The sequence below is a fragment of the Pseudochrobactrum sp. sp1633 genome (assembly GCF_030376605.1).
Taxonomy (GTDB): Bacteria; Pseudomonadota; Alphaproteobacteria; order Rhizobiales; family Rhizobiaceae; genus Pseudochrobactrum.
In genome coordinates, this window is sequence record NZ_JARRAE010000011.1 from 43,179 (window position 1) to 57,744 (window position 14,566).

Annotated in this window: 13 protein-coding genes; 4 read left to right on the forward strand and 9 right to left on the reverse strand. The window is 53.6% G+C overall.

What is annotated here, in order from left to right; translation table 11 throughout:
• Positions 1-15: 15 nt before the first annotated feature.
• The 9 genes from P8H26_RS13035 to P8H26_RS13075 form a co-directional block, all read right to left on the reverse strand.
• Complete coding sequence (locus tag P8H26_RS13035) at positions 16-591, reverse strand: peroxidase-related enzyme (protein ID WP_289633490.1); 576 nt, start codon at positions 589-591, stop codon at positions 16-18.
• A complete protein-coding gene (locus tag P8H26_RS13040; RefSeq protein ID WP_289633491.1) occupies positions 584-1,087 on the reverse strand; it encodes a CMD domain-containing protein in 504 nt (167 codons plus the stop codon). The genes P8H26_RS13035 and P8H26_RS13040 overlap by 8 nt, the downstream gene beginning before the upstream one ends.
• Entirely contained in the window at positions 1,087-2,586 is a 1,500-nt protein-coding gene (locus P8H26_RS13045) for an NAD(P)-binding domain-containing protein (protein WP_289633493.1), read from the reverse strand. The genes P8H26_RS13040 and P8H26_RS13045 overlap by 1 nt, the downstream gene beginning before the upstream one ends.
• Positions 2,587-2,630: 44 nt before the next feature.
• Positions 2,631-3,707, reverse strand: a complete 1,077-nt coding sequence (locus P8H26_RS13050; RefSeq protein ID WP_289633494.1) for an ABC transporter ATP-binding protein — start codon at positions 3,705-3,707, stop codon at positions 2,631-2,633.
• Positions 3,707-4,501, reverse strand: a complete 795-nt coding sequence (locus tag P8H26_RS13055) for an ABC transporter permease (RefSeq protein WP_289633495.1) — start codon at positions 4,499-4,501, stop codon at positions 3,707-3,709. The genes P8H26_RS13050 and P8H26_RS13055 overlap by 1 nt, the downstream gene beginning before the upstream one ends.
• On the reverse strand, positions 4,501-5,487 hold the full coding sequence (locus P8H26_RS13060) for an ABC transporter permease (RefSeq protein ID WP_289633497.1): 987 nt from the start codon (positions 5,485-5,487) through the stop codon (positions 4,501-4,503). The genes P8H26_RS13055 and P8H26_RS13060 overlap by 1 nt, the downstream gene beginning before the upstream one ends.
• Before the next feature lie 116 nt (positions 5,488-5,603).
• On the reverse strand, positions 5,604-6,713 hold the full coding sequence (locus P8H26_RS13065; protein ID WP_289633498.1) for an extracellular solute-binding protein: 1,110 nt from the start codon (positions 6,711-6,713) through the stop codon (positions 5,604-5,606).
• 258 nt (positions 6,714-6,971) lie between these two features.
• Entirely contained in the window at positions 6,972-7,712 is a 741-nt protein-coding gene (gene hutC / locus P8H26_RS13070) for a histidine utilization repressor (RefSeq protein ID WP_289633499.1), read from the reverse strand.
• Between the two features lie 37 nt (positions 7,713-7,749).
• Positions 7,750-9,111 carry a formimidoylglutamate deiminase gene (locus P8H26_RS13075; RefSeq protein WP_289633501.1) on the reverse strand — a complete coding sequence of 454 codons (1,362 nt, stop codon included), beginning with the start codon at positions 9,109-9,111 and terminating at the stop codon, positions 7,750-7,752.
• Positions 9,112-9,208: 97 nt separating this feature from the next.
• On the opposite strand from P8H26_RS13075, the gene hutI reads away from it, so the two are divergent.
• The 4 genes from hutI to hutU are packed head-to-tail and all read left to right on the forward strand — an operon-like array spanning position 9,209 to position 14,513.
• A complete protein-coding gene (hutI, locus tag P8H26_RS13080; RefSeq protein WP_289633502.1) occupies positions 9,209-10,435 on the forward strand; it encodes an imidazolonepropionase in 1,227 nt (408 codons plus the stop codon).
• Between the two features lie 53 nt (positions 10,436-10,488).
• Positions 10,489-12,024, forward strand: a complete 1,536-nt coding sequence (hutH, locus tag P8H26_RS13085) for a histidine ammonia-lyase (protein WP_289633571.1) — start codon at positions 10,489-10,491, stop codon at positions 12,022-12,024.
• A complete protein-coding gene (gene hutG / locus P8H26_RS13090) occupies positions 12,025-12,828 on the forward strand; it encodes an N-formylglutamate deformylase (RefSeq protein WP_289633503.1) in 804 nt (267 codons plus the stop codon).
• An 11-nt stretch (positions 12,829-12,839) separates the two neighbouring features.
• Positions 12,840-14,513 (forward strand): urocanate hydratase, encoded by a 1,674-nt coding sequence (gene hutU / locus P8H26_RS13095; protein WP_289633504.1) that lies wholly within the window; start codon positions 12,840-12,842, stop codon positions 14,511-14,513.
• Positions 14,514-14,566 lie beyond the last annotated feature (53 nt).

Sequence of the window (14,566 nt, forward strand, 5' to 3'; positions counted from 1 at the left end):
AACTATGCCGCAGACCTATTCTTCTACCGGCTCTCCCAATGTATGCATCAGCCTGTTTGCCCAGCCGAAAAGCGATGCAGACAGAATAAGATCGAGGATTTCATTCTGATCCAGCCCCGCATCGGTCAAAGCCTGCATATCACTTGCATCAGCCTGCGGCGGGCAGGCAGACAAGCGGACAGCAAAATTGAAAATAGCTTTCAGCCGCGGTTCAATCTCCGCATTCACACCATCCTTAAAAATGGCGGCAATGGTATCCTCTTCCTTAGCCAGCTGATTATAGCGGCTTGCATGCACCGCTGCGCAATAGATACATTGGTTTACAACCGAAGCTCCCACCGCGCCGATTTCCCGCTCCGCACGGGACATGCCACCGCGATTATACATCACGCCGTTAAACAGCGGTGACCGGTGCTTCAACGTTTCAGCATCATGCGCCAGCACCAGAAGATAGTCAGAAACCTTGGTATTGGACGGCGTAACCTTCAGCGCATCCAGCTGCTCCGGTGTTGCGTCAGCCAGCACAACCGGCGTCACATAAGGCTTCCAGACCGGCACTGTTGTCGTGAATTCATGAATGGTCTTACCCATGTAAACCTCGCATCAAACGCAAACCGGCAGCCACACGGATCTGATAGCTGACAAAAGCCAGAAGCTCCGAAAGCCTTACAATATCAGCGTCGTTCACACCGGCCTGACGCAACTTCTCAATATCCGCACCCGTGGCATCTTTGGGGGAACGCGTCACAATATCCGTGTGCCGGATCAGAGCCTGCAAACGCGCATCCTCGCCGCCGCTGAAACTCAGATCAGCGATCAGAGCCGCGTCTGCAGCATTGTCCGCCTGTTCCAGCAAAGTCGTGAAATGCTGTGTCAGTGCTTCGTCCTGATTATGTTTGGCAACACGCACTGCAATGGCAGCACGCTCCGCACGGGACAGCCCACCCGCATCAGCAGGCATTAAAGCGCTGTCATGGGTTTGCTGTGTCAGCGCCATAATATCTGCACGGCCTGCCAGCACATCACGCAAAGGATCGGATGCCCCTATACCGGCGGCACTGATAAGAATATCCGCAGTTTCAGTCATTATACCTCCTCGGCCTGTTGAGACCATGCCTGCTCTGCATCCGGCAAAGGCGAAGCTGTCCACTCATCGCCCTGCAATTCCGGCGTGCTGTAATCCTGCAAGGCCTGCCAGTGCTGTGCAAAATTTTCCTGATAAAGTCTGGCTGCAATCTCACGGGCGAGAATAGCTGCGCCCTCGCTGATGCCCGGAATATCGCCGCTCAGCTTGCCCAGACTGGCCGCCGCACCGGCATTGAAACTGTAGATATTCGCCAGCCAGGGCGCTGTGCCCACCTCTTTCTCGCGGAAAGAGAAGTCAGCGGAAAGATAAGGATGATTGCCAAGCTCTGTATTGTCTTCACCGGCCGGAGGCGTGTAGCAATCACGCCAGAGCAGAATTTTATCCGCATAGGCTTCAAGCTCTTTGCGCGCCAGCGGATCGACAGTAAAACCGGTGCCGAGGATCATAAAATCCGTAATCAGCCTGCTGCCGTCCTGCGTTGTGATGACGAGTTCATCACCGCTCTGCTGCACCGTTTTAATACCGGCATTAAAATGAAAATACGCATTGTCATGACGGCTGACACGCAGGGTTGAACCACGCGGCGCGGGGGTCTGTGTGCGTAGTGAATAATTCATGATCTGCCAGCGGCGGGCATCATCCAGCTTGGAAAAAGCTGCCGTAAAGCCAAAAGAACCAATGCCCATCAGCTTATTGATCTGCGGCATTTCCTTGCGGCGGATGAGATGACGTACCTCTTTGGCGCCAACCTCCAGCGCTTCCGCGGCATTGTCCACCGCAGAGGCACCAACGCCGATCACAACCACACGTTTGGAACGCAGCGCCTGAAAATCAATCGCATCAGAAGAATGCGCCCAGAATTTCCGGTTCAGCCCCGCAGCAAAATCCGGAATATTCGGATGTCCCATACCGTCACGGCCGGTTGCCATAACAATCTTGCGGGTCAGGATTGTCTCTTCTTTGGCACTGCTGCCTGCCAGTGTCAGGCGCATCAGCGCCCCTTCCGGCAAGATGGACTTCACCTCAACATTATTCTCAACCGGCAGCGACAGAACTTTCCGATACCAACGCAGATAATCCATCCACATCGGCCGCGGAATTTTATCCATTTCAGCCCATGCGTCATTGCCGAACTGCGCTACATACCACGAGCGAAACGTCAGCGAGGCGATACCATAGGCAGGCCCTGTCAGCTGTTTTGGCGAGCGCAGTGTTTCCATTCGCGCATAGGTCAGCCACGGCCCTTCAAAACCTTCAGGACTGCGATCAAGAATGCGAATATTGCGGATACCGCCCGCCTGTAGCGAAAATCCCGCGACAAGCCCGCACATGCCGCCGCCGATAATCACGACATCATGCACTTTTTCTGCACCATCAGTTGTTTCCACCCAGTTTGCAGGAGGATAGCAAAGACAGGCCAGATCATCGCGGACACGATGTTCCAGTTCTTCAAGAGTGGAAGCGGCAACGTTAAGCGGTGCCTGCACGTTATATTGCATAACTCATTTCCATCCGGTTTTTTCAGATAACGGAGTGCGTGACATCAGTTTGATACGGGTAATACCGTTGCGCTTTCCGGCTTCCAGCTGACCCAGATATCATCCCCCACGGAAGAGTTGATGTCTGCCGGATGGCTGAGCGCATTGATGACTGTGCCGCCGTCGACCTCAACAAAGACAGACGTATGATTGCCTTTAAACACCAGCTGGCGAATGCGCCCTTTCAAACGGTTCTGGCTTTCCGGTGCGGTTTCAGTGCAGCGGATCGCTTCAGGACGCAAAGCAATGAAATAGCCGTCTTTGGTTGAAGCGCTGACAGTACCGCGCGGAGCCGTCAGAATATTGTCATTCCAATTCAGCTTCAGCATATCGTTTTCAACGCCGGAAACCTGACTGCGCAGCAGATTGGTTTCACCAATGAAGTTGGCAACAAAAACGCTTTTCGGCGCGCGATACAGCGTATGCGGATCGCCCATCTGTTCAATCCGGCCTTTATTCATCACAATGATCTGGTCAGACATTGTGAGTGCCTCTTCCTGATCATGCGTAACAAAAACAAAAGTCTTACCGGTCTTTTCCTGAATGGATTTCAGCTCAATCTGCATTTGCTGACGCAGTTTTGCATCCAGTGCCGAGAGCGGCTCATCCAGCAACAGCACCTGCGGATCCGGTGCCAAAGCACGCATCAGAGCAACACGCTGACGCTGACCGCCGGAAAGTTCTGACGGCAGGCGATGCGCATAATCCTGCAGCTGAACCAGCTCCAGCAATTCAGTGACACGCTTGTGAATAAAGTGCTTGTCGTGGCCTTTGAGCTCCAGACCGAAAGCAATATTTTTGGCAACAGACATATGCGGAAACAAAGCATAATCCTGAAACACAATATTCACATCGCGCTTATTGGGCGGCAGCTTTGTCACATCCTTGCCCGCGATGATGATGCGGCCGGAACTCGGTGTTTCAAATCCGCCGAGCATGCGCAAAGTGGTGGACTTACCGCAACCGGAAGGCCCGAGCAATGTGATGAACTTGCCTGCTTCAATGGTCAGGTTGAGCTCTTCCACCGCAACAAAAGAACCATAGTTTTTTGTAACATTTTCAAATTTAACGATCGGTTCCATTAGCGTGTCCTCGAACGGCGGGTTTTATATTCGGCATAGAGTCCGATTGCTGCGGTCGCCAGCAGGACAAGTGTTGCCATTGCGTTGATTTCAGGAGACATGCCGCCCTGCACTTTGGCAAAAATCAGCATCGGGAGCGTCGGTTGATAGCCGCCCAGAAAGAAGGTGCGCACAAAGTCATCAATCGACAGCAGGGTGCAGAAGATCATCCCGCCCATGATCGCAGGCCAGAGATAAGGCAGTGTCACCCGGAAAAAGGCCACGACACTATCAGCACCGAGATCACGCGCCGCATCCACCAGATTGCTCGGCATTGTGCGCAGTCTTGTCAGCACCATCACCACCACAAAAGGCACGGCGTGAACGGTGTGTCCCAGAATAATGGCGGCAGTGCCGGTCGGCATATCAATGGCCGAGATGAAAATGCGCATTGAAATCGCAGAGATCATCCCCGGCACCACGGCGGGCAAACAGGCAAGCGCGAAAATAATCGCCTGACCTTTGATGCCTTCCGCCACGATCAGCATGGCAACCCATGTGCCGATCGTGGTGGCCGCCAGCGTGGTCGCCGCAGCAATCAGAATGGAATAGATAATCGCTTCCAGAAACTGCTTGTCCTGCATCACCTTGGCATACCAGTCGAACGTCCATTCGCTGATCGGAAAGGCAATGAAATTGGCGTCTTTAAAGCTCATAGCCATCATCAGCATCAGCGGCAGCAGAAGATAGATGACAAATGCCCAGTAAGCGGCAGTCAAAGCGGTGCGCGGTGCATCATGAAACAGATTTCGCATCAGATTGCCCTCCGTTTGCGTCCGCCGACAAGGCGCATGAAAATTCCGGCGGCAGTTAAAGCGCTTACAAGCATGATGATGGCAAAAGCTGCGCCCACCGGCCATTTATTGCTGGCACCGTGGAAGAAGCCGCTGATGGTTTCAGGGAACATAACTGTGCCGGGACCGCCAAGCAGCATTGGTGTGGCGAAAACGCCGACTGTCGTGAGAAAGACCAGAGAGCATCCCGAAATAATGCCTTCCTTAGACAAAGGCAGAATAATTCTGCGGAAACGTGTCCACGGGCCTGCACCAAGATCGGCAGCGGCATCGAGGTATGACGACGGGATTTTCTCAATCGCGGAATAAAGCGGCAGTAGCATATAAAGACAAACGAGATAGATGAGGCCGAATGTCAGGGAAAACGGGCCGTACAGCATTTGAATAGGCCGGTCGATCAATCCGATTTCCCGCAGAAAAACATTGAGCGCACCGCGATTTGCCAGCAGCATAATCACCGAGAATGTGCGGATCAGCTCGCCTGCCCAGAACGGTACGAGCAGCAAAAGCAAAGCTTTGGAGCGGCCTTCCGGACGCACGATTTTAGCTACATAATAGGCAACCGGATAAACCACAATCAGCGTGGCCACAGTTGCAAACAGCGAGAAGAAGAAGCTGCGGATCAGGGGTGTGAAGTAAATCGACTCCTGAAAGAAGATCGCATAATTATCCAGTGTAAATTGCGGCTCACTGCCGGCAGGTACCGGATATTGCGACATCAGGCTGATTTTCAGCATCTGATAAATCGGCCCGACATGCAGAAACACGAGCCAGAGCAGAGGAAAACCTGCCAGCAGGATCACACGGCCATAGCGTGTGCTGACTGCGGCTCCCAATGTTTTCTGATATAAGCCGGAATTCATGATTTTTGCTATCCGTGTTGAATAGCGCGGAATCTCCGCTTTTTGGCTTATACCAACATCATCCCTGATAGAGGTGTCAGACATATAGCTTTCCTGTTCAGCCCTGCGACGCATGTCGTGCTGTTTCATCAGACAGTCATTTTGTGGGGGAAATGTTTGCGCCGGATCAGGCGCAAACATTCATTCAGAACGAAGAACCGTCAGGCGGCCTTGACCTCTGCAGTCGCACGGTCAACCAGTTCGTTTTTCATATCGCGGTTGACGGAGCTAAAGAAAATTACCCGCTCAAGCTGGTTCTGCGGCAAGGTTGCTGCCATTTTTTCACGGTCGTTCAGCAGATCAGCAACACCATTGATTGTGGAGCTGTAGCCGGACTGACGTGTCATCGAAGCACCGACTTCCGGATCTGCCAGAACTGCACTGAGCAGCTTATAGGCATTTTCCTGATTAGGGGCATTATTGACGATATTCAGCGTGTAAACGAAGCCGAATGTGCCTTCTTTCGGCGCAGAAAGCTGAATTGGATGACCTTCCATAATCAGCTTGGCAACCGGACCTGACCAGGAATGCGCCAGATAAATATCTTCATTGATAAACATCTGCTGCACTTCGGAACCGGCGTCGTAATATTTACGCACCATATCCTTGTTCTTAATCAGGAGATCGCGGGCTTCATTGGTGGCTTTTTGTGCAAGCTCACGATTATCCGTATAGCTGACAAAGTCACCGTCATAGCCAAGATACTGCATGGCCAGTGTCAGGAAGTCGCTGACGATATAAGAGGTCTGCCCCTTATATTCCGGATCAAACATGATCTCCAGACTGTCGGCTTCCTTGACGTAATCTGTATTGCGCGCGAGCCCCTCATAGCCGGCCAAAATTGGCAGACCCCAGAGCTTGCCATCAACGCGCGCCCATTTGGCATCCTGATAAACCGAATTGAGATTTTTCCAGTTGCCGATTTTATCTGTATCAATTGCAGAAATCAGCTTGGACTGGATGAACTGACTGTAGCGATGACCCGCAACCGTTACGATATCGGTTGAAGGATTAGCGCCCTCGGCAGTCAGCAGGTTATATTGCTTGCCCTGATCGTCTGTCAGACGAACGCGTACTTCAATGCCGGTCTCCTTCTGGAACTTGTCCAGAAAGTCCTGCGGCAGAAACTTGTCATAAGTTGTAACATTCAGAACGCCGTTTTCAGCCCAAGCCGGACGCGGTCTGATGATATATGGTGACGACAATGCAGCCGCACCTGCCGCAACCAGCTTCAATGCTGACCGGCGGTTAACCAGAAGAGTCTTCCTCATTATGTTCCCCTGAAGATATTTGTTTTTTATATCAGGCGCAGAGTTTTCGCTTCCACCAATCAAGGTAATATTTACGCCCGCTTCCCTTCAGGTGTAAATTTGATTTAGTGGAAAATTATCCGCTAAAGTGGATAATTCTGGTAAAATGAAAATATGTCAAGATATCTTGATGCAATATTCATATTTTATTTTTTGATAATTTATAACTCTAAATAATAATGGCTGAGGCAGCCGAAAGTCACGTTTAAACCTCAGTATCTACCCTTGTGATGGTGCAAAACGGGCAATAAGCGCGTGGCTGTCACCGCTATAAGTGAGCCGCACATGGGTCACCGCCTGTCCGGCATTCCATGTCTGACGCTCAATAACCAGACAAGCCGCGCCTGCCGGAATACCAAGAATCGCCGCCACATTTTCATCCGCTGCAACGGCGCGGATCGCATGCTGCGCATTGCTCCACGGCACATAAGCCACCAGCCACGGGCTGGGCGATTGCTTGGAAAAATCTGTTTGTGCAGCATCCGGCACCGCCAGCAGATTAATGATACGCTCTTCCAGTGCAAAAACCCGTTTGCCGGCATAATGGCGGCAGGTTAGCTCTATCAGCGGCGTATTACGCTCGATATCAAGCTTTTTGCCGTCAGTTGCTGTGCTTTTACGATTAACGGATTTTTGCAGCTCATAGCGATAAGGCAGGCCTAATTGCTCCACCTCATCGCGGATATCGTGAATTTCCAAGATTGCCGCCTGCGATTGCGGCTTGGATACAAAACTGCCGGAACGGCGCTTCCGCTCAATCATTCCGGCCTTGGCCAGTTGCGTCAGCGCTTTATTCACCGTCATACGCGAACAGGAATATTGCTCGGTCAGTTCGTGTTCAAAAGGAATACGATAACCGGGCTGCCACTCGCCGGAGAGAATGCGGCTCTCAATATCATCCAGAATCCGCTGATGCAGGGATGAAGCCTGTTCACTGTCTCCGGATGAAATATCCTGCATACTCAGTTTTGCCCGCTTTTCTTCAATGTGTGCCAGCTTAGCTATCGAGAAGTTCGTTTAAAACTTTGCGGAAACCGGCCTCTGCCTGTTCATGCAGGTGATGACGGCCGTTTTCAACCTGTTTTACACCGCGCACCCAAACATGCGCCGGTTTGGCGCGGTTGGCAAAGATCATACCATCCAGCACCATATCGCCTTTTGCATGGGGAATTCGGCTGACATCCAGTGCTACAAAATCTGCTGATGAACCGGTTTTAAGCCCCTGCCCGCGCACGCCCATAGCGATATTGCCGCCTTCGAGCGCGCCGTCAAACAGAGCACGACCGGTTGAGCCTTCTGCCACTGCCATCACATTGCGGGCGCGGTGTTGCAGGCGCTGCGAATATTCAAGCTGACGCAACTCATCCCCCAAACCAATCAGCACATTGGAGTCCGAGCCCACGCCAAATTTGCCACCGGCTTGTGTGAAAATACCAGCATTGAACGTGCCGTCACCAAGATTGGCCTCTGTTACCGGACAAAGACCGGCAATCGCACCGGCCTGCGCCATACGCGTTGTCTCATCATCCGTCATATGGGTGGCGTGGATCAGGCACCAACGATCGCTCAAACCGGCATTGTCCAGCAGCCACTCAACAGGTCGTTTGCCAGACCATGCAATGCAATCTTCAACTTCTTTGATCTGCTCGGCCACATGAATATGTACCGGCGTTTCCGGCAATATCTGCGTGACGATTTTTAGCTCATCCGGCGTCACAGCGCGCAGGCTATGCGGCGCAACACCCAGCACCGCGCCGTCCATATTTTTCAGTGCAGTGCTGCAACCATCCAGCAAGAGCTGATATTGGTCTATGCTATTGATAAAGCGGCGTTGTCCTTCATTGGGAGCTGCACCGCCAAATGTGGAGTGAGCGTAGAAAACCGGCAGCAAGGTCAGCCCGATACCGCTCGTGTTAGCAGCGCTGGCAATGCGTTTGCTCATCTCCGCAATATCGGCGTAAGACGCACCGTCGCGGTCATGATGCAAATAGTGAAACTCGCCAACGCGGGTGTAGCCATTTTCCAGCATATCCACATAGAGACGTAGTGCCACAGCTTCCGCCTGCTCCGGCGACATGGTCAGGGCAAAACGATACATCACATCGCGCCAGCTCCAGAAACTATCGGCTGAAGGACCGCGCTTTTCTGCCAGTCCCGCCATGCCATATTGGAACGCATGACTGTGCAGATTTGGCATCCCCGCAATGATGACCTCATGGCGCTCATCGCCGGATTGTGCGTTTGCTCCGCTTTCAATCGCCGTGATTGTTCCGGCTTCAACCGTCAGGCGGACATTCTCAGCCCAGCCGCTTTCCAATAAAACCTGTTGCGCATGGATGACATGTTTTTGCTGAAGCACGGTTCTCTCCTCCTGAAATATCCGGCTAAAAATTTCCTTTGCCATTTTTTAATATGTATATACATTATAGTCGGAGAGGGGAAGCGGGAAAACATTCATGACAAAAGATACGCTGAACGACAAAGGCCATATTTTCACCCATGCGCGTGTTGCGACGCTGCGTGAAGACGCCGACGGTCTCGGCCTGATTGAGGATGCGGCAATCGTGGTGGAACAGGGCAGAATCGCCTATGTCGGCCCGCAATCCGAAATGCCAGCGCTCTATACGGATTATCCGGCAACCGACTGCGAAAACCGGTTGATTACCCCAGGTCTGATCGACTGCCATACGCATCTGATTCACGCGGGCAACCGCGCCCATGAATTTGAGCTGCGCCTCGAAGGCGCTTCCTATGAGGAAGTGGCTAAAGCGGGCGGCGGCATTGTGTCTTCCGTAAAGGCGCTGCGTGCAGCCAGCGAAGATGATCTGGTACGCGAGAGCCTGCCACGTCTCGATGCCCTGATTGCCGAAGGCGTAACAACCGTCGAAGTTAAATCCGGTTACGGTCTCGATACGGAAAATGAAATCAAATCGCTGAAAGCAGCCAGACGTCTGGCACAGGAGCGTGATGTTGCGATCCGCACCACTTTCCTCGGCGCCCATGCGCTGCCGCCGGAAATGAACGGCGACAAAGCAGCCTATATTGACATTGTTATCAATGAGATGCTGCCTGCCATTGCGACAGAAGGCCTTGCCGATGCGGTTGATGGTTTCTGTGAAGGGATCGCCTTTCTGCCGGATGAAATCGCCCGCGTTTTTGATGCTGCAAAGGCGCATAACCTGCCGGTCAAACTCCATGCCGATCAGCTGTCTAACCTGCATGGTGCCAAATTAGCGGCCTCCTATCATGCCCTGTCCGCCGACCATGTGGAATATACCGACGCGCAAGGTGCGCAGGCGATGGCCAAGGCCGGTACCGTCGCTGTGCTGTTGCCCGGTGCCTATTATTTCATCCGCGAAACGCAAAAACCGCCGGTTGAAGCCTTCCGTCAGGCGGGCACAAAAATGGCGCTGGCGACCGATAATAATCCGGGCACATCCCCCCTTACCTCCCTGCTTTTGACCATGAATATGGGCGCAACCCTGTTCCGCCTCACCGTCGATGAATGCATTGCCGGCGTGACCCGTGAGGCCGCCCGTGCGCTCGGCATTCTGCCTGAAACCGGCACAATCGAGACCGGTAAATATGCCGATCTGGCGATCTGGGATGTGCAGCGCCCTGCAGAGCTTGTCTATCGCATCGGCTTTAACCCGCTCTGGAAGCGGGTTTTCCGCGGCAACTAAAAGATTCGAATATCTGCGCATGTGATGAATGCGCTTTGAAGAAAGTACCCGCCATGAGCATTATTCTGAAACCAGGTTCTGTATCACTCGCCACACTTGAAGATATCTATCGCAATGGCACAGTTGCCCGTCTTGATCCGTCTTTCCATGCGGGCATTGCCAAATCCGCCGCCCGCATTGCGGAAATCGCCGCCGGTGATGCGCCGGTCTATGGCATCAATACCGGCTTCGGCAAACTGGCTTCCATTCGTATTGCACCGGAAGATGTGGCAACACTCCAGCGCAATCTGATCCTGTCGCATTGCTGCGGCGTCGGCGCACCTCTGGCTGAAAATATTGTGCGTCTCATCATGTCGCTCAAACTGATTTCACTTGGTCGCGGTGCCTCCGGTGTGCGCCCTGAAATCATTGCGCTGATTGAAGCCATGCTTGAAAAAGGCGTCATTCCGGTCATTCCGGAAAAAGGCTCGGTCGGTGCGTCCGGCGATCTGGCACCGCTGGCACATATGGCTGCGGCCATGATCGGCGAAGGTGAGGTTTTTTATCAGGGTGCACGGATTTCTGCCGCTGCCGCACTGAGTAAAGCTGGTCTGACACCAGTTGTTCTGGCCGCCAAAGAAGGTCTGGCACTGATCAACGGCACGCAGACCTCCACCGCTCTTGCACTGGCCGGATTATTCCGCGCCCATACAGCCTTGCAGGCAGCTCTGATTACCGGCGCTCTGTCGACCGATGCTGCCATGGGCTCCACCGCACCATTCCACGCAGACATACACACATTGCGCGGTCATAAAGGCCAGATTGACACCGGTGCGGCTCTGCGCAAATTGCTCGAAGGCTCGATTATCCGTGACAGCCATCTGGAAGGCGATCAGCGCGTGCAGGACCCGTATTGCATCCGCTGCCAGCCACAGGTCGATGGTGCCTGTCTTGATCTGCTGCGTCAGGTCGCGGTTACGCTTGAAATTGAAGCCAATGCGGTCACCGATAATCCACTGGTACTCTCCGATAATACAGTGGTCTCCGGTGGCAACTTCCACGCTGAACCGGTGGCTTTTGCAGCCGACCAGATTGCACTGGCAATTTGTGAAATCGGTGCCATTGCCCAGCGCCGTATTGCACTGCTGGTTGACCCTGCCCTCTCCTTCGGCCTGCCTGCGTTTCTGGCGAAAAAGCCGGGGCTCAATTCCGGCCTGATGATTGCCGAAGTCACTTCCGCCGCCCTAATGTCGGAAAACAAGCAAATGTCCCATCCGGCCTCGGTCGATTCAACCCCGACTTCTGCCAATCAGGAAGATCATGTGTCGATGGCCTGCCACGGCGCCCGCCGTCTGCTGCAAATGACCGACAATCTCAATGCCATTATCGGCATTGAAGCCCTGACCGGTGCCCTCGGTGTGGAACTGCGTGGCCCGCTGGAAACCAGCCCTGAACTGAAAGCGGCAATCGCCGTGCTGCGCACCAAAGTGCCGACGCTCGAGGTTGACCGCTATATGGCTGATGATCTGGCTGCCGCTGCGGAAATCGTGGCTGACGGCTCGCTGAATGCGGTGGTTAGCATCGGTATTTTACCAGTCTTGGAGGCCTAAATGAGCGCATTTGAAGTTCATCAGGGAACCTCGCCGGTCATCCTCGGCCTGCCCCATACCGGCACAGATGTGCCGGAAGATATCTGGACGCGCCTCAATGAGAATGGCCAGATTCTTGCTGATACGGACTGGCATATTCACAAGCTCTATGACGGGTTGCTGGATAATGTGACGACCGTACGCGCCACCTTCCACCGCTATTGCATTGATGCCAATCGTGATCCGGCGGGTGTAAGCCTCTATCCGGGGCAGAACACAACGACACTATTACCGGAAACGGATTTTGATGGTCTGGGGATCTGGAAAGACGGTGAGCAACCTATGCAAGCCGATATTGCTGATCGTATCAGCCGTTTTCACAAACCCTATCATGAAGCACTGGCGGCTGAAATCGAGCGTGTGAAGGCCATTCACGGCGTGGCCATTCTCTATGACTGCCACTCGATCCGTTCCCATATTCCGTTTTTGTTTGAAGGCACATTGCCGGATTTCAATATCGGAACGGATAATGGCAAGACCTGTGCGCCGGCCATTGAAGCAGCAGTCTTTGATGTGGCCAGCAAGGCAGAAGGTTACACGTCCATTCTCAACGGCCGTTTCAAAGGCGGCTGGACAACGCGCCATTACGGCCAGCCGGAAACCGGTGTGCACGCCATTCAGATGGAACTCGCGCAATCGACACATCTGGCAACAGAAGCCGTGCCTTTTGCCTATGACGAGGCAAAGGCCGACAAAATCCGCATCCATCTCAAAACTATTTTGCAACGGCTTGAAGCAGCCGCTGCCAGCTTAAAAATTAAATAAGGGAACATTCGATGAATAATCCGCGTCATAATGAACGTGAAATCCGCCCTGCCACCGGCACGGAAATCACCGCCAAAAGCTGGCTCACCGAAGCGCCGATGCGCATGCTGATGAACAATCTGCATCCTGATGTTGCCGAGCGTCCGCATGAGCTGGTGGTCTATGGCGGTATCGGCCGCGCCGCCCGTACATGGGCAGATTTTGACAAGATTGTTGCCAGCCTGAAAGATCTGGAAGGCGATGAAACATTGCTGGTACAGTCCGGCAAGCCGGTCGGTATTTTCCGCACCCATAAAGATGCGCCGCGCGTTCTGATCGCCAATTCCAATCTGGTACCGCATTGGGCAAACTGGGATCATTTCAACGAACTGGATAAAAAGGGACTGGCTATGTATGGCCAGATGACTGCCGGTTCGTGGATTTATATCGGTGCGCAGGGCATTGTGCAGGGCACTTATGAAACTTTTGTCGAAGCTGGTCGTCAGCATTTCGGCGGCAATCTCAAAGGCAAATGGATTCTCACCGGCGGCTTAGGCGGTATGGGCGGCGCACAGCCACTGGCGGCTGTCATGGCCGGTGCCTGCTGTCTCGCTGTTGAATGCGATGAAACCCGTGCGGATTTCCGTCTGCGTACCCGCTATGTCGATGAAAAGACCCATAGCCTTGATGAAGCGCTTGCACGTATTGATGCGTGGACAAAAGCCGGTGAAGCCAAGTCGATTGCCCTGATCGGCAATGCGGCAGAGATTTTCCCTGAACTGGTGAAGCGCGGCGTCAAGCCGGATATCGTCACCGACCAGACCTCCGCACATGATCCGGTGCACGGCTATCTGCCGATCGGCTGGAGCGTTGCCGAATGGCGTGCGAAACAGGAAAGCGACCCGAAAGCTGTTGAAAAAGCCGCCCGTGCCTCGATGAAAATTCAGGTCGCCGCAATGGTTGATTTCTGGAATATGGGCATTCCGACCCTCGATTACGGCAATAATATCCGTCAGATGGCGCTGGAAGAAGGTCTGGAAGACGCATTTGCCTTCCCGGGCTTTGTGCCTGCCTATATCCGCCCGCTATTCTGCCGCGGCATTGGTCCGTTCCGCTGGGCTGCGCTCTCCGGCGATCCGGAAGATATTTACAAGACCGATGCCAAGGTCAAAGAACTCACACCGGGCAACACCCACCTGCATAACTGGTTGGATATGGCGCGTGAGCGCATCGAGTTTCAGGGTCTGCCAGCGCGTATCTGCTGGGTGGGTCTTGGTGACCGCCACCGTCTCGGCCTTGCCTTCAACGAAATGGTCAAAAACGGCGAGCTGAAAGCACCGGTTGTGATCGGCCGCGACCATCTGGATTCCGGTTCTGTGGCTTCGCCAAACCGCGAAACAGAAGCGATGAAAGATGGCTCCGATGCTGTGTCCGACTGGCCGCTGCTCAATGCCCTGCTCAACACTGCATCCGGTGCCACATGGGTATCGCTGCATCACGGCGGCGGCGTTGGCATGGGCTTCAGCCAGCATGCAGGCATGGTGATCTGCGCGGATGGTACGGACGATGCAGCGCGTCGTCTTGAGCGCGTGCTGTGGAATGATCCTGCAACCGGTGTGATGCGTCATGCCGATGCCGGTTATGAAATTGCAGTCGACTGCGCCAAGGAACAGGGCCTGCGCCTGCCGGGCATTCTCGGCAACTAAACACTTAATGAAAGGCAGCCTGCGAGGAGGCTGCCTTTCAAATTTCTAGTTCC